The 15,024-nt window shown below is 70.3% G+C and carries 9 protein-coding genes, 1 tRNA gene and 1 pseudogene; 3 read left to right on the top strand and 8 right to left on the bottom strand.

From position 1 onward, the window contains the following. The first annotated feature begins 19 nt into the window (after positions 1-19). Positions 20-790, top strand: a complete 771-nt coding sequence (locus OG410_RS15835) for a YcnI family copper-binding membrane protein (protein ID WP_329299743.1) — start codon at positions 20-22, stop codon at positions 788-790. A 103-nt stretch (positions 791-893) separates the two neighbouring features. On the opposite strand, the gene OG410_RS15830 is transcribed toward OG410_RS15835, so the two are convergent. The 4 genes from OG410_RS15830 to OG410_RS15815 form a co-directional block, all read right to left on the bottom strand. Next, entirely contained in the window at positions 894-2,300 is a 1,407-nt protein-coding gene (locus OG410_RS15830) for a thioester domain-containing protein (RefSeq protein WP_329299742.1), read from the bottom strand. Between the two features lie 258 nt (positions 2,301-2,558). Then, positions 2,559-3,026, bottom strand: a complete 468-nt coding sequence (locus OG410_RS15825) for a single-stranded DNA-binding protein (protein ID WP_329299741.1) — start codon at positions 3,024-3,026, stop codon at positions 2,559-2,561. Between the two features lie 132 nt (positions 3,027-3,158). Further along, complete coding sequence (locus OG410_RS15820; RefSeq protein WP_329299740.1) at positions 3,159-5,333, bottom strand: GTPase; 2,175 nt, start codon at positions 5,331-5,333, stop codon at positions 3,159-3,161. A 5-nt stretch (positions 5,334-5,338) separates the two neighbouring features. After that, the gene (locus OG410_RS15815) at positions 5,339-6,985 is read right to left on the bottom strand and encodes a dynamin family protein (RefSeq protein ID WP_329299739.1); all 1,647 of its coding nucleotides are present in this window, start codon (positions 6,983-6,985) and stop codon (positions 5,339-5,341) included. 271 nt (positions 6,986-7,256) lie between these two features. On the opposite strand from OG410_RS15815, the gene OG410_RS15810 reads away from it, so the two are divergent. Next, positions 7,257-7,329, top strand: a tRNA-Arg gene (locus OG410_RS15810). Between the two features lie 641 nt (positions 7,330-7,970). On the opposite strand, the gene OG410_RS15805 is transcribed toward OG410_RS15810, so the two are convergent. From OG410_RS15805 to OG410_RS15790, 4 genes and pseudogenes are all read right to left on the bottom strand, one after another. Next, the gene (locus tag OG410_RS15805) at positions 7,971-10,043 is read right to left on the bottom strand and encodes a TerD family protein (protein ID WP_329299738.1); all 2,073 of its coding nucleotides are present in this window, start codon (positions 10,041-10,043) and stop codon (positions 7,971-7,973) included. Between the two features lie 333 nt (positions 10,044-10,376). Then, positions 10,377-10,661, bottom strand: a complete 285-nt coding sequence (locus OG410_RS15800) for a DUF1876 domain-containing protein (RefSeq protein WP_326790949.1) — start codon at positions 10,659-10,661, stop codon at positions 10,377-10,379. Positions 10,662-10,989: 328 nt separating this feature from the next. Then, positions 10,990-13,569: an Ig-like domain repeat protein gene (locus tag OG410_RS15795; RefSeq protein WP_329299737.1), complete on the bottom strand. Its 2,580-nt coding sequence runs from the start codon at positions 13,567-13,569 to the stop codon at positions 10,990-10,992. A 228-nt stretch (positions 13,570-13,797) separates the two neighbouring features. After that, positions 13,798-14,040, bottom strand: a pseudogene (locus OG410_RS15790) (FtsK/SpoIIIE domain-containing protein); the annotation flags it as partial. Positions 14,041-14,333: 293 nt separating this feature from the next. On the opposite strand from OG410_RS15790, the gene OG410_RS15785 reads away from it, so the two are divergent. After that, positions 14,334-14,759, top strand: a complete 426-nt coding sequence (locus tag OG410_RS15785; RefSeq protein ID WP_329299736.1) for a hypothetical protein — start codon at positions 14,334-14,336, stop codon at positions 14,757-14,759. Positions 14,760-15,024: the final 265 nt, after the last annotated feature.

Below are 15,024 nucleotides of genomic sequence, written 5' to 3'. Positions count from 1 at the left end.
TCAGTACGGAGTTCCCCCGATGTCCCCGATCAGCACCACCCTGCGCCGCACCGGCACCGTCGCCGCCCTCGCCGCCGTCGGCGTCCTGACCGCCGCGGGCGCGGCCTTCGCGCACGTGACGGTCCACCCCGAGAGCTACGCCAAGGGAGCCACGGACGGCCTCCTGAGCTTCCGTGTCCCCAACGAGGAGGACACCGCCAGCACCACCAAGGTGCAGATCTTCCTGCCCACCGATCACCCGGTCCTGGGTGTCCTCGTCACCCCGCAGGCGGGCTGGACCGCGAGGGCGACGACCGTCAAGCTGAAGAAGCCCGTCAAGACGGACGACGGCACGATCACCGACGCGGTCTCCGAGATCACCTGGACCGGCGGCCGGATCCGCCACGGCGAGTTCCAGGACTTCCAGGTCGCCTTCGGCCAGCTCCCGGACGACGTCGACCAGTTGACCTTCAAGACGCTCCAGACCTACTCGGACGGCAAGGTGGTCCGCTGGATCGAGCAGCCGCAGAAGGGCGAGGAGGAGCCGGAGAGCCCGGCTCCGGCGCTCGCGCTCACCGCCGAGGGCGCGGGGGAGGAGCCCGCTTCGGCCGGGACAGGGGCCTCCGGCTCCGGCTCCGACTCGTCCTCGTCGTCCTCTTCTTCGTCCTCGGCCGCCGCTGAATCGACCGCGAGCGACAAGGGCAGTGACTCCACGGCACGCGCCCTGGGCACCGCGGGTCTGATCGTCGGCGTTCTCGGTCTGCTCGCGGCGGCCTTCGCCGTCGTACGCATCCGGAAGGCCCAGCCCTAGTCCGGTACTGACGCCGCACCCTTGGTGCGGCCGCCGCCCCGTCGACTCCCGTCGGCGGGGCGGCTGATCACCCCGGTCCCGGTCCGGCCCAGGTGCCGGGACGTCAGACCTGCGGCGGTGTCTGCTTCCTGCCGACGAGGACCACCACGGCGCCGCCGATCACGACGAGGGCGATGGCCGCGCCCGCGATGACCGGAGTCAGTCCGGAGCCGCCGGTCTCGGCGAGGTCGGTGCCCCCGCCGGCGCCTCCCACCGACGCCGGGCTCGGCTCGCTGAAGGTCTGCGCCGAGATGTCGCTCGGACCGCCCTGGGTCTTGCAGTCCAGGATGCCCTTGAACCGCTGCCCGCCGCCGTCCGTGGCGCCGATCGTGAAGTCGTACGCCTGGTCCTCCTGCAGCGGGATGAGGAGCGTCTCGGATATGCCCGCCGCGATGGTGTGCTCGACGCCCATCAGCTCGAACGTGAACGCCGCGTCGCCCTTGTTCGCGGCCGTGATGTCCACACCGCCCTTCGAGCAGTTCTTCTGGGCGGACAGGGCGGGTATCGCGCCCTTCGCCGCCCATTTCGCGCTCGCCGTCGCGGAGACGGTGGACTCGCTGGAGCCGGCGAGGATCTGTGTCTGGCTGCGGGTCTCCGAGGTGAAGGCGCGGCCGACCGGCACCGTCGTCGAAGCCTGCACGGTGAGGGAGGTGGAACCGTCCGCGCCGTCCTTCGGCACGTCGAAGAAGAGCCGGCTCCCGTCCGCGGCCGAGGTGATCGCCCTGCCGTCCTGGTCGACGACCTTCACTCCGCCGGCGGCGATGTCCGTCGGCGGTGTCACCGTCACGCTGCCGGCGTTGGTGTGCACCGTGACCGGGCCGAGCCGCTCACCGGGGTGGCCGGACACCGCGGCGGGGGTGAGCGTCAGCGAGGCCTCGGGTTCCGCCAGGTCCCGCGCGTTCTTCTGCAGATAGTCCGCGAGCTTCTCCGCCTGCGGGTCCGCGGCGTCCACGTCGGCGCCGTCCGAGTACCGCCAGATCGCCACCTGGGTGCCTGCCGCCGCGTCCTGCTCGGTGAGACCGGTGGCACCGGCCTTCTCGGCGAGCGCCGCCAGGTCGTTCACCTGCGGGTAGGAGTTCTGGAGGATCCAGCGGATCCGGCCCGCGTCCTTGTTGCCGCTCAGTGATGTGCCGCTCCAGGGGGTCTCCTGGTATCTGGCGTCCCGCTGGGTCGGGTTGTGGAGGTCGATGCCGTAGGTCTGCAGCATGCCGCCGTTCTCGACGGACATCTCGAACAGGCCGGCCGAGACCCAGGAGTCCTCGCCGTTCTCGTGAATGACCGCCGACCCGTACGTCTTCAGGTCCCCTATGGTGGCGGTCGCTCCGCCCTGGTTCTGCGGGATCTCCTCCGCGGCGGCCGTACCGGCTGCGGCGATCGTTCCCGTTGCGGCGAGCCCCCACACCAGGGCCGCGGCGGCGAGACGGGCTGCCCCTCGCCCGCGCGCGGACAACACCGAGAACGCAGAAGACACAGAATTCCCCTTCGCGCAGGACCCTTTGACATGGGGGACGGTCCCGCCAGCAGAATCAGAAGCCCCGAGAGCTGTGTTCGGCATCCTAAAGAAGCGCCGCATCGCTCCCCCCCGGTCCTGTCGTCCGATAGCCGATCTGACTCGGAATCGTTATCGCGATCACTTCGTGAGCTGGGCCTATCGACAAATCCATAAGGACTGTTCGCCATGTATTTGTCGATAGGCCGCAGTTCGGTCAGACCGTGGCCCTCGCTGACATCACGTCACCCCGGCCGGTTCCGGACGCGATGGGGACACTCCCTCCGGCGGGGCGTCCGGGACCGACTCCCAACTGGGCTCGGGGCGCTGCGTCGCAGTCGGCTCGCCCTCCTTGGACGGGCGCCGGAAGGCCGACGTACCGCGGGAGAGGTCGTGGCCGATCGCCACCGCGTCGATGTCCGCCGACGTCCAGCTCTGCCCGTCGCGGGTCTCGGTGCGCACCTTCAGCCTGCCCTGCACGATGACGGGATCCCCCACCGACACCGACGCTCCCACGTTCGTGGCGAGCGCGCGATTGGCCCACACCGTGAAGAAGTTGGTGTGCCCGTCCGTCCACCCGTTCTTCTCGCGGTCCCAGTACCGCGAGGTCACCGCCAGCCGGAACCGCGCCGACGCGCCGTTCGCCAATTCCCGGTACACGGGCCGTGTCGCCACGTTGCCCACCGCGCACACCATCGTCTCGTTCATCGTGAATCCCTCCCGTGCGGATGCGTCTGCCGCGGCGAACGCATGCGCTGCGATCGCCGCGGGATCAGACTGCCTCCGCCCGGCCGGGCCCGCTGGGCGCTGTGGGCCGACGGACGGTTGTGGAAAACCGCGTCACCCGACCGGGGTACCCGCCGTCGCCGTCCCCATGACCCGCCCGTACTGCTCCCGCACCTCGCGATACCGCAGCAACTCCGCCGCCACGGGATCCAGCACCCGGGCCCTTCCACAACCGGCGGCCGCCTCGCGCAATCGTCTCTCCGCTTCCAGGCCGTAGCGCCGCGCCGGCCCGCGGGCCGCCATCCTTCCGGCCCACTCGACGGCCGGGCCGCCGACGATGCCCGACACCATCAGCAGCACCGGAACCCCGAGATTCGGAGACATGACCCCGACGATCTGGCCCACCAGCCAGAGCCCGCCGATGACCTGGACGATCGTCATCGCGGCCTGTGCCAGTACCGCGACGGGCCACCAGCCGGGCCTCGGTGGCCGTCCCGCCGGTGCCGCCGCGCGCGCCGCCATGTCGTCCAGCGCCTCGGGCAGCCCCTGCGCGCCCCGTACGGCCGCCTCGCGCACCGCCAGCGCCCAGGGTGTGGGAAGCCCGTACGCGGCCCGGTCGGCCACCGTCCGCACCGCCTGTTCGACGCGCTGGCGGGCGGTGGCCTCCTCGTCCGCCGGAGCGCGCACGGGCAGACGCCCGGTCGGGGGTTCGCGCCGCTCCAGATACCAGCGCCACAGCCGCAGCCAGGGCGTGCCGCAGGCGCGGTTGGCGTTACGGCGCCAGGACCGTTCGGCGGCCTCACCGGCCGCCACGGCGCCGACCGCGTCGGCGAGCCGGTCCGCGAACTCGTCCCGCGCCTCCTCGCTGAGCCCGACCCGCCGTCCCGTCGCGTAGACGGGCCGCAACCGTGCGGCGGCCGCGTCGAGATCGGCGGAGATCCGTCGTGCGGCGGCGCCGCGTTCCGCCACGAACTGGCCGAGACACTCACGCAGTTCGGGGACCCCGGCTCCGGTGAGGGCGGACAGCGAGAGGACGGTGGCGCCCGGCTCGCCGTACTCGCCGAGCGCGATGCCGTCCTCGTCGAGCAGCCGCCGCAGATCGTCGAGCACCTGATCGGCGGCCTCGCCGGGGAGCCGGTCCACCTGGTTGAGGACCACGAAGGTGACCTCCGCGTGCCCGGCCAGCGGCCGGAGATAGCGCTCATGGAGGACTGCGTCCGCGTACTTCTCCGGATCCACCACCCAGATGACCGCGTCGACCAGCTTGAGGACCCGGTCCACCTGCTCGCGATGCTGGACGGCCGCCGAGTCGTGGTCGGGCAGGTCCACCAGGACCAGGCCACGCAGCTGGGCCTCCGCCTCCGCGCTCTGCAACGGCCGTCTGCGCAGCCGCCCCGGGATGCCGAGCCGGTCGATCAGGGTGGCCGCGCCGTCGCTCCAGGTGCAGGCGATGGGGGCCGAGGTGGTCGGCCTGCGTACGCCGGTCTCCGAGATCGCCACACCCGCGAGCGCGTTGAAGAGCTGCGACTTGCCACTGCCCGTGGCTCCGGCGATCGCGACGACGGTGTGTTCCCCGGAGAGCCTGCGGCGGGCCGCCGCCTCGTCCAGGACCCGGCCCGCCTCGGCGAGCGTTCCGCTGTCGAGCCGGGCGCGCGAGAGACCGACCAGTTCACGGAGCGCGTCCAGGCGCGAGCGCAGCGGCCCGTCGTACGCGAGGGGCGCGGGCACCGACGGGACGGTGGCCTTGGCCTCCGCCGACGCCGCCTGGTACCGGGCCGGGGCTGCCTCGGTCACGCGTCGCGCGATGAGGCCGTCGTCCCAGACGGGGCCGTCCTCCGCGTGCGCCGGGTCGTCGCCCTCCCCACGCGCGCGGGACTCCGTTCCGGACGCGTCCTGGGAGCCTCCCTGTCCGGCCGCACCGTCGCTCCGCGCCACCTTGCCGCCGTCGCCCCCCTCACCGTCCCCTCCGGCCTCCCTGGTGCCCTCCAGGGGCCGGGCCCCGGAAGGTGCCGCACCGGCCCGACCGTCGTCCGGGCGGCTTTCCTGAGAACCACTGGCGCCCCCGGTTGCCCGGTCGCGGTCGTCGAGGTCGGTGCGCTCGTCGCCCGAGGCGCCCGCTCGGGAAGTGGCGCCCGCTCGTGAAGGGGCGTCTGCTCGTGAGGGGGTGTTTTCGCAGACGCCGTCCTCGGAGTGGTCCTCCGCGGGACGGCCGTTCTCCGGACGACTGTCCTCGGGACGTCCGTCTCCGGGACGGTCGGCTTGATCCGTGTGGTCAGTGACGGCAGTCACCGCGGTCACCTCTCCTTCTGCAGTACGGACAGCGCGGCGATGAGCTCGGCCTGGGGTTCGGGATGGACGTCGAGCGATTCGAGGGGTGCGAGCCGGCGCTCGCGTTCGGTCTGGAGGGCCTTGTCGATGAGGTCCGTGAGCAGCCGGCCGCCCTTGTCGCGCAGCCGCAGCGCGCCGTGGGCCCCGATCCGCTCGGCCAGTCCCTCACCCGCGCTGCGCGCCCTGCGCCCGCCCAGGAGCGCGGTGGCGACCAGAGCGGCCACCACCGCGGAGTCCGGCGCGACACTCTTGTCGAGGCCGCGCACCTCGTCCTCGGCGTACTCCTCAAGGACGCGTCGCCAGCGTCGTACGGCCAGGCCGATCCTGTGCTCCGCGCTCTCCAGCGCCGGATCACGGTCCGTCAGCCCCGGAGCGCCCGAGGCCGGTTCACGGCGCCAGGCGTCGTCCACGCGTTCGTCGGCGGCCGCGACGGAGCACAGCAGCAGGGCGGACAGGCTTTCCACGAGTGCGTCCAGCAATTCCTCGGCGCTGCAGTCGAGGGGATAGGCGCGCCAGCGCTTGAGGGCGTCCCCGGAGAGCACGGCCCCGGCCTGCAGACGCCCCTTCGCGCGCGTGTGCTCACTGTCGTACGCCGCGTCGACAGCCGCGGTGAGCCGTGTCGCGGCGGCGTACTGCGCGGCGGTGGCACTGGCCAGTTCCGGCATCCGCGCCTTCAGGGAGTCGAGGACGCCATGGGCCGTACGGGCCATGGCCCCGTGGCGGGCTCCCGGGTCCTGGGCCTGCTGCGTGAGCCACGTACGCAGCGGTGCGACGGCCGTGGCGGGCAGCAGACCGCCGCCCCAGGCGGACTCGGGCAGTTCGGGCACGGTGAAGCGGGGCGCCTCACCGAGTCCCGCCTTGGCGAGCAGCGCGCCGTACTGCCGCGAGACCTCGGACACCACCTGGTGCGGCACCCGGTCCAGGACCGTCACCAGGGTCGCCTTCTGCTCCTTGGCGGTACGCAGCAGGTGCCACGGCACCGCGTCGGCGTACCGCGCGGCTGTCGTGACCATCACCCAGATGTCGGCCGCGCAGATCAGTTCGGCGGCCAGCACTCGATTTTCGGCCACCAGGGAGTCGACGTCGGGCGCGTCGAGGAGGGCGAGGCCGCGGGGGAGCGTGTCGGAGGTCTCGATACGCAGCACCCGCTCCCCGTGTTTGGCGCCGGCGGGCAGATCGTCGCCGGGTTCCTGATGGGGCATCCACACGCGCGTGAGCTGGGGCAGTACACGCATGCCGCTGAACCAGTGATGGTCCTCCGGGTGGCACACCAGCACCGGGGTACGGGTCGTCGGGCGCAGCACGCCCGCTTCGCTGACCCGGCGCCCCACAAGGGAGTTGACGAGGGTGGACTTGCCGGCACCGGTGGACCCTCCGATGACGGCGAGAAGGGGTGCTTCGGGTTCCCTCAACCGGGGCACCAAATAGTCGTCGAGCTGTGCGAGCAGTTCGTCGCGGTTGGCACGCGCTCGTGGAGCTCCTGCCAGGGGCAGCGGAAAGCGTGCGGCGGCGACACGGTCGCGCAGGGCGGAAAGTGCGTCGAGCAGCTGAGGCCGTACGTCCAAGGTCACCACATGCGAAGAATGCCCAATTTTGGAGTCTTTCTGAAGCATATGGGTATGCCTGCGCGCCGACAGGACAGACGGGGCGGAAGGGATGACTGGGGCGCAGGCATAACGAGTGCACAACACCCGATGCGCGAGACGCCAAAAGCGGTGCACGATTCGTACCCGCCTGCGATTATCAGGACCGCTTCACTGAACCTCCACATCGAGCCACGGAGGCGCAGTATGAGGGGCAGGGATGCGGGAGCCCTATCCTTGTCCCCGGCAAGGTCACGGATCCGCCCACACCCGGGCACCAGGACACAGGCCGACACACCCGGCCCCCGTAGCTCAGTGGATAGAGCAGGCGCCTTCTAAGCGCTTGGCCGCAGGTTCGAGTCCTGCCGGGGGCGCAAATGCCCATTGACCAGCGGAAACGCTGGTCATCTTTGTTTCTGGCTCGATGTACATCGTTCTCAGGGCAAGCGTCTTGTCCATCATCGTGGGTGCAGACAGCACTGCGTCGCGGCGACAACGGTCCTCGTCAGCTCTTGCGTAAGGGGATCGACGCCGGCGAGTTGCCCACCAGGATGGCCATCAGCGCCATCACTCTCGCGGAACTCTCCGCAGGCCCCATCCTGCACGACCGATAGCGCCGCGCCTGCGCAGATCGTGATCGACGAACGCTTCTGGCAATGAGCCTCCCGCGCAAGAGCCTTTGATCGAGTGGGAGACATGCGGTCGGTCGAGGTTTTCAGTGGCCCATTGCTTTCGGGGAGCTCGGTGAGTCGGCAACCGCATCGGCCGCCGAATGAGATCCGCCACCGGTGGCCGTCCAGCCGGCCGGTGATGACGCACAGCAGCGCGCCGCGTGTCGACCCCGAGGGCCTGCCGGTGGCCGTATGGAACCTCCCGGGGCGGGCAGGAAGGGGGCCCGGCCGTGTTCTCCCGGCTGGGCCCCCTTCCCGTCACGAACATGCCTGGCCGGTTCGCCCGGGCGGCAGCGGGCGCGTGTGCCTCCGTCGCCGGGACCGCCTCGTCCGGGTCGCCGGGCTCAGCCCGTCGTCGCGCCGTCCTTGGAAGGTGTCCGGCGAGATGTCGTACCGTCCAGGTGGATCACCACCCCGGTGTAGAAGCGGTGTACCGCTTCGTCGACGCTGCGGATGAAGCCCGACTCCGCGTTCCCGCGCGTGCTTCCCATGCTCTTGAGGAGGGACAGCCGGAACCCGGTGATCCGGGAGGCGGGCTCCTTGGGCAGCATGTCGGCCGGCTCGGGGCGGAGGCGTTCGAGCGTTCCCCGGGGGCCCGCCGCTTCCCCTTCGACGAGGGTCTCGACGTGAAGATCCGCCGGCGCCTCGGCCAGGTGCCGGACCAGTCGCTTCGCCCACGACAACGGGTAGCCCTGCTCGGGTGCCGGGATCTCGATCGAGGTACGGAGCCTGCCCGTACGCAGGTCCGCACTGATCGCCAGGACGCCGGGGGTCCCCTCGATGCGCAGCTCCGCCTGAAGCCGCCCGTCGAGACAGAGCTGATCCGCGAGAAGGCCGCGCACCGCCTTCGGGTCGGTTCCGCGTCGGGTGCGCTGGACAGGCAGTACCTTCTGGCCCAGTTCGCCGCCCAGCCGCAGGCAGACCTGGCGTACGAGGCGTTCCCAGCTCTCGACGACCTCCAGCGCGCGCGAGTCTCCCTGGCACAGGGTCTCGTCGTCGATCCCGTTGCGTACCGGCACCCAGGCCGGCCCCATGTTCTGGAAGCCGTGGCAGCCGGAGTTCTCGTGCCGCAGATAGTGCAGCAGTTCCTGGAGGAGCCAGGCGTGCGCCGCGTTGCCGACGCCCTCGTGCCTGATCAACAGCTGCGCCTGATGGGCGACCTCCGCCCACGACAGGTGCCACAGGGCCACCTTGTGCTTGCGCCTCTTGTCGATCTTGACCTCGACGAGCGGGCTGCCTTCCAGCGCGACATCGTTCGACAGGGTGATCACGGCCTCGTAGCCACGGCGCGCGGCGATGTCCATGTACGCCTGGACCTGCTCGGCCTTGAGCGCGCTGCCGTTGGTCTTCGTCTCGACCAGTGCCGTCCACAGCTTGCCGGCCCGTTCGACCCGGATCACTCCGTCGGGGCGACGGGGGGTGTCGCCGTGCGGCAGGGTGACCTCGGTGAAGGTCTCCATGCGGCCGGCCGGTGCTCCGAAGGCGGCGGTGAGTCTCCTGCCGAATTCCGGCACCTGAGCCATCACGGACAGCAGCACCGAGGTCGCACGCGTCTCGCGCTCCCGGTCGCTCTTGAGCGCCGACGCCGGGAAGAGCCGCGCGTCCCTCCACGACTCGTTCTCGGCCAGCGTCCTCTTGACCGCCCTGGGCAGGGTGACCTTCTTCTTGGCCGTACGAGGCCGCGCCGTCGCCTTCGTCGGCTGGGGCTCGGTTTCCGGCCGGCGAGGGGAAGGGACCGCCGCCAGCGTGTCTCGCGGCTGGGGTTCGCCGGCCGATGCCGATACCGATACCGATGCCGACTCCGATGCCTCCGCCGTCATGTCCGGCTGATCGTCGTCGGCTGCCTCGTCCAGTGCCGCCTCGGCCGCCGCGTCGTCGTCGATGTCGACCCCGAAGTCCGCGGCCAGACCGGCGAGACCCGCGTCGTAACCCTGGCCGACGGCGCGGAACTTCCACTCCTCGGCCCGCCGGTACAGCTCGCCGAAGATGATCGCGCTCACCGAGTCGGCGTCGTCGATGGCGAAGTGGAGGAGTTCCTCACCTCCGCCGTCCGCCAACGCCAGCTTCACGCGGTCCAGTTCACCGAAGCGGGCGCCCTCGTAACGGCTGGCGGCCAGGACGATGCGATCGACTTCGGGGGACACAGCGGTCAGGTCGAAGCTGATTCGGTCCTCGTCGCCGTCCGCCGTCGGCGTCTTGCCCAGAAGCTGCACGCTTCCGTCCGCGGCAACCGGGTTGTTGTAGAAGCAGAAGTCGGCGTCGCTGCGGACCTTGCCGTTCGCGTCCAGCAGGAGGACGGACACATCGGCATCCCCTTCGCCGGTCGAGCTTCCCCAGCCCAGGCTGACGATCACCGAGTCGATGTTCTCGCTCAGAGCGGCGAGCGAAACATTCGACCCTTTGACCATTTCACGCATGAATCCCCCCAGAACAATGCAACTCGGTGTGCCGACACCCCCACCCGGCCGCCTGGTGCCCGGCGTCGCGCGGTGATCGGTGCGCGAGTGACTGTAGTGCCCACGAAACCGTATATGGAGGAGTCGCGCAGAATCTGTGCGGGATTTGTGGAAACGTCCTTAAGCTGTCCGCCTTGGTCAGCCTCGGGGCAGGCGACGACCCCCGGACAACACCCCCGGACAACTCCGCCAGGTCCAGGGGTCCGGAGCGGAACAGCTCTCGTGACGGGTCGTGCTCGCGCGGCAGCTCCGGGGAGTTTCGACAGCTCCGGGAGAGTGGAGGGCGGGTGCCGGTCACCTCAGGGTGTGGGACGTCCTGCCCGATGCCGCGTCGATCTCGTCGTGGGCCTTGGTCAGCAGTTGCATGGCGAGCTCGTTCAGGGCCCTGGCGCCCGCGACCTCCTCGCCGACCCGGGGCTGGTTCGAGTCGGAGGGGTGGCGGCTGGCGTATCCGTGGGCGCGTACCTCGCTGCCGTCGGGGAGCCGCAGCAGGGCGGCCGCGCGGGTGCGGTGGTCGTCCTCCTGGAATTCCATCTCGACGTGCCAGCCGACCGTGGTCCGTGCCTGCATCGCTGTCATCTGTGTCATCGCGATCACCTCCGAAGGCGCTGCCCCCTGGTGAAGCCCTCAGTGGACTGGTTGAGCCCCTGGAAGAGCGGACTGGATGAGCCCCTAGAAGAAGTGTCCTCCACGGGCGGGCCGGGCACGAGGCGAGGGCGCGGAGGGTCACACGGGGTGGCGCGCCCGTGTCTGTGCGGCGACGGCGGTCGGTGACGTTCGGCTACCGGAAACGGCTACCGGAAAAGGCCCCTCACCAGCGGGTTCTCCCGTCGATGAGGGGCCGTGTCAGGCGGCTCGGGCCGTCTCCGGGCCGTCGTGGGCGTGAGCGACGGCCCGGAGACGCGGGTCAGTTGGTGAAGTACATGTACTTCCAGGAGCTGTAGGTGGTGGAGTTGACGTCGTCGCCGGAGGAGTCGTTGATGTAGGCCGACCGGATACGGACGCGCGTGCCCGCCTTGTCGAAGGTGCCGAGGTCGAGGACGCTCTTGCCGTTGGCGCCCAGTTCGAAGTACTCCTCGTAGCCGCGGATCCACTGGCCCTCGACGTAGACGTCGATGTCCAGCCGGTAGTGACGGCCCGCGTAGGAGCTCATCGCGGTGGTGAACAGCGGGGCCGTGCTCTTGTGGTACCAGTAGTAGGTCGAGGAGTTCGCGCTGACCTTGGCCGTCTTGTAGTACTTCGCCAGAGAGGTGGAGACATTCACCTTGGCGTACGCGGTGACCTTGACCGACTTCGGGGCGGTGCGGGCGTCACCGGCGAAGACCGCGGAGATGGTGGTGTCCCGTTTCATGTCCACCACGGCGGAGACGTTTCCGCTGGAGTTGACGGTCGCCTTCTTCACCAGGACGTTGGGCTTGTCCGAGCCGTAGGGGTTGGCCCAGATCTCCACCGTGCGGCTCTTGTAGGTGGTGCCCAGGTGCGCGGTGAAGGTGACGTCCTTGTCGTACGAGTACACCGTGCCGTTGTTGTTCAGGCTCAGCGTGGTGGCGGTCCGGGAGACGGCCACCGTGTCGGAGCCCGAAGCCGCGGCGCGGGTCGCGTCGCCCGCGTAGGAGACGGCGTACTTCACGTCGCCGCCGGCCGGCGGGGTGTCGGTGAAGGAGAAGGTGCCGTCCGCCTTGGTCTTCACCGAGGCGAGCGTCTTGCCGGAGGGCGACTCCAGGTCCGTACGCTTGACGGTGAGTACCGTGCCGGCCGGCAGCGCCTCGGCGTTGGCGACCTTGCCGGTGACGGTCAGTGACTTGGCGCGGGTGGCCGTGGCGGGCGCGCTCACCGTCACCGTGGTGGTGCTGCGGGAGACGGCTACGGTGCGTGTGGCGGATGCCGGGGCGTGGCCGGTGTCGCCCGCGTAGGAGACGGTGTACTTCGCGTCGCCCTCGGCGGCCGGGGTGTCGGTGAAGGTGAAGGTGCCGTCCTCGGCGGTCGTGACCGGGGCCAGCGCCTTGCCGGACGGCGACTGCGTGTCGGTACGGGTGACCGTCAGCGACGTCCCGGCCGGAAGCGGATCGCCGCCGCTGATCTTCCCGGTGACCGTCAGCGACTTGCCGGGAACCACCGAGGAAGGCGCGCTCACCGTCACCGTGGTGGTGCTGCGGGAGACGGCTACGGTCCGCGTGGCGGATGCTGGGGCGTGGCCGGTGTCGCCCGCGTAGGAGACGGTGTACTTCGCGTCGCCCTCGGCGGCCGGGGTGTCGGTGAAGGTGAAGGTGCCGTCCTCGGCGGTCGTGACCGGGGCCAGCGCCTTGCCGGACGGCGACTGCGTGTCGGTACGGGTGACCGTCAGTGATGTCCCGGCCGGCAGCGGATCGCCGCCGCTGATCTTTCCGGTGACGGTCAGCGACTTGCCGGGAACCACCGAGGAAGGCGCGCTCACCGTCACCGTGGTGACGGCCTTGGTCGGCGCGTTCAGGGTGTTGAGGCGGTACGTGCTGTCGCTCTCGGTGACCGCGAAGAGGTGGTCGCCGTCCGGCTCCCACGCCAGTCCGTCCGGGACCAGGGTGCCGGAACCGGTGTCGGCGAACTCGTACTTCCGGACCGGCTCGGTGCTACCGGGCTCGAATATGTAGACGTCCGGCTTGTACATGCCGTCGATGCCCGCGGCGACGGTGCCGTCCGCGGCGATGTCGACAGCGTTCGGGTAGGGGTCGGTCGGGTAGCTGCCGACTTCCTTCAGGTCGGTGGTGGACAGGACCATGTGCCTGTAGGGCGAGCCGCTGGCCGTGACGACCTGGTCGCCGTCGGGGGTCACCGCGAGGTCGCGCAGGTTGCTTCCGGCCTGGCCCTGCGCCATGAGCCGGGGAGCGTCCGGGCCGGAGACGTCGTAGGTCGCCACGGCGGAGGGGCTGAGGTCCGGGACGCCCGCGGCCAGCACACCGGGCGCGGCCGGGTTGGACGCCAGCCGGGGTGCGTAGTACCAGCGGGTGCGGCTGTCCTGGGCCACGGCGAGGACAGCGTCCGGGCCCGAGAGGTCGAGGGAGCCGATGTTCCCGTTCGCCGCCGTGCCGTAGCCGAACCACAGCTTCCCGCCGGCGCGGGCGAGCGTCGTCGGGGCCTCGGCGGTGCCGGTCGAGTAGCGCGCGGACTCGGTGAGGCCGGCCGTGTCGATGGCCGCGATCTCGTCGCTGCCCGGGACGGCCACGTACAGCGTCTGCGAGTCGGCCGAGAGCTCCAGGCCGCCGGCCTGCGGCAGCGAGCCGAGCGTTCCGACGACGTTGCCGCTGTAGTCGGTGGCGACGACCTTGCCGCCGGTCGGGTCGCTGACGAAGACCCGCTGGTGCACGCTGTCCACGACGATGTCGGCGACGGAGGCGACGGGCAGGACGGCGTTGCCGTCGGCGTGGGCGGCCGTGGAGCCGAGGCCCGTCAGCGCCGCCGAACTGAAGAGGACGGCGAGTGCCGTCGCGGTGGAGATCCTGCGGTTGCGCAAGGTGGTTCAAACCCCCATGAGCCGTGGGAGGCCGCGCGTCACCGGAGGCTGGGAGGCGCCGGGCGCGGCATGCTTCGGATGCCTCTGACACGGGTGTGACCATGGAACCGCCGGAATGGTTGTGCGCGGGAAGAGGAGATTCCGGGGCTTCTCCCACGGTGGTGTCCGTTCCTCGCCGGCCCGGCAGAGCGACGGCGACCGACAATGATCAAGTGAGCCACAGTGTCCGATGAGCACGGGCAGCAGCTCGGCCGCCTGCTCAGGGTTGGTGGCGAGAGCGGAGAACCGGGCGGCGAAGGGCGAGAGTTCCACGCCACGCTTGCAGTCGATGCCGGCCAGGGCGACGGGCTGCGGGGCGAGTCCGGTCACGAGGTGGCGCAGGTACACGGACTTGCCGGAGAGTGTTGCTCCGAGGGTGAGTTGGTCAGGGACGGTGCGGTAGTCGCGTACGAACGGGGTGGCGCCCCGCCTGCATTGCCGTCCGGACGATGCTCGCCGGGCGGCCGTAGTCCCACGACGGGCCCTGGCCCGGGCCCTCGGCGACAACAGGCAACGACCGCCCGACGGCGGGTCAGTTGAGGTGCTTACCCGTCCGACCAGGGGCGAAGGGAAGGCCCTACAGACCCGGGGCAAGAAGAAGCCGAGGCCAGAACAGCAATCGGCTGGCCAGGACGTCTCGTTGCTCACACGATGAACGCATGGACAGGTTGCAGCACAGCACTTGGCAGTATGCGGCGGAAGTGCTCCCGTCCGAGGAGCTCCCGATGCTCGCTGCTCATGCACTCGTCGACGGGCGTGATTCCCCCGCCCTGCGCGAACTGGCCGGCCTGCCACGCAGGAGCGACAACGCCGAGATCCGTGAACTGTACGTCCAAGCCCTGCACGAACTCGGCATACCCCTTCCCGATGAGGAGACAGCCGGCCGATGCCTCCTCGTGAACCTTGCGTTCGGTCTCGTGAAAGGCGAATTGAGCCCCAAGGGCGTGGCCGACCGGCTGTCGATGACGGTCGCAGCCCGCACCCCGGAGGAGACACATTTCCTCTCCGCCGCAGCGGACTACAGCGAATGGATCAGCTTCGACGAGCTCCCGGCATGGGAGAACGATCTCAGGACCGCGGCCCACTCGTTGACCGCCGCCACCGACCTCGGGTCCCGTATCGGCGTGCCAGGCCGCGGCACGACCGACTGACCCGCCTGAACACGCCCCGTGCCAGATACTGCGGGAGCCACGGGGAACAGCGGATCACCCACCAAGTGCGCCCTCAGGTCATGACACCGCTCAGCAGCAGGTCAGCGGGACTGCCCGATGCAGCTGGTCAGGGGCCGTTCACCTGCGGTGGGTGTGGGATCTGCACCCACGGTGACTCGCGCCATGACGGTTTTCAAGCCTTCTCCCGGCGCTTGACCTGTGCTTTGGTCTCTTCCTGCACGATCTCGCTACAGGCAGTATGGCT

It is taken from the genome of Streptomyces sp. NBC_00659 (genome assembly GCF_036226925.1).
Classification (GTDB): domain Bacteria; phylum Actinomycetota; class Actinomycetes; order Streptomycetales; family Streptomycetaceae; genus Streptomyces.
The sequence above is the reverse complement of the archived record's forward strand: the minus strand, read 5'-3'. Positions and strand labels throughout refer to the sequence as shown.

What these genes read in the sequence shown, in the direction of transcription:
- OG410_RS15815 (WP_329299739.1), bottom strand. Translation starts at nt 6,985, where the DNA reads ATGCTTCAGAAAGACTCCAAAATTGGGCATTCTTCGCATGTGGTGACC.
- OG410_RS15785 (WP_329299736.1), top strand. Translation starts at nt 14,334, where the DNA reads ATGCTCGCTGCTCATGCACTCGTCGACGGGCGTGATTCCCCCGCCCTG.
- OG410_RS15835 (WP_329299743.1), top strand. Translation starts at nt 20, where the DNA reads ATGTCCCCGATCAGCACCACCCTGCGCCGCACCGGCACCGTCGCCGCC.
- OG410_RS15800 (WP_326790949.1), bottom strand. Translation starts at nt 10,661, where the DNA reads ATGACAGCGATGCAGGCACGGACCACGGTCGGCTGGCACGTCGAGATG.
- OG410_RS15825 (WP_329299741.1), bottom strand. Translation starts at nt 3,026, where the DNA reads ATGAACGAGACGATGGTGTGCGCGGTGGGCAACGTGGCGACACGGCCC.
- OG410_RS15805 (WP_329299738.1), bottom strand. Translation starts at nt 10,043, where the DNA reads ATGCGTGAAATGGTCAAAGGGTCGAATGTTTCGCTCGCCGCTCTGAGC.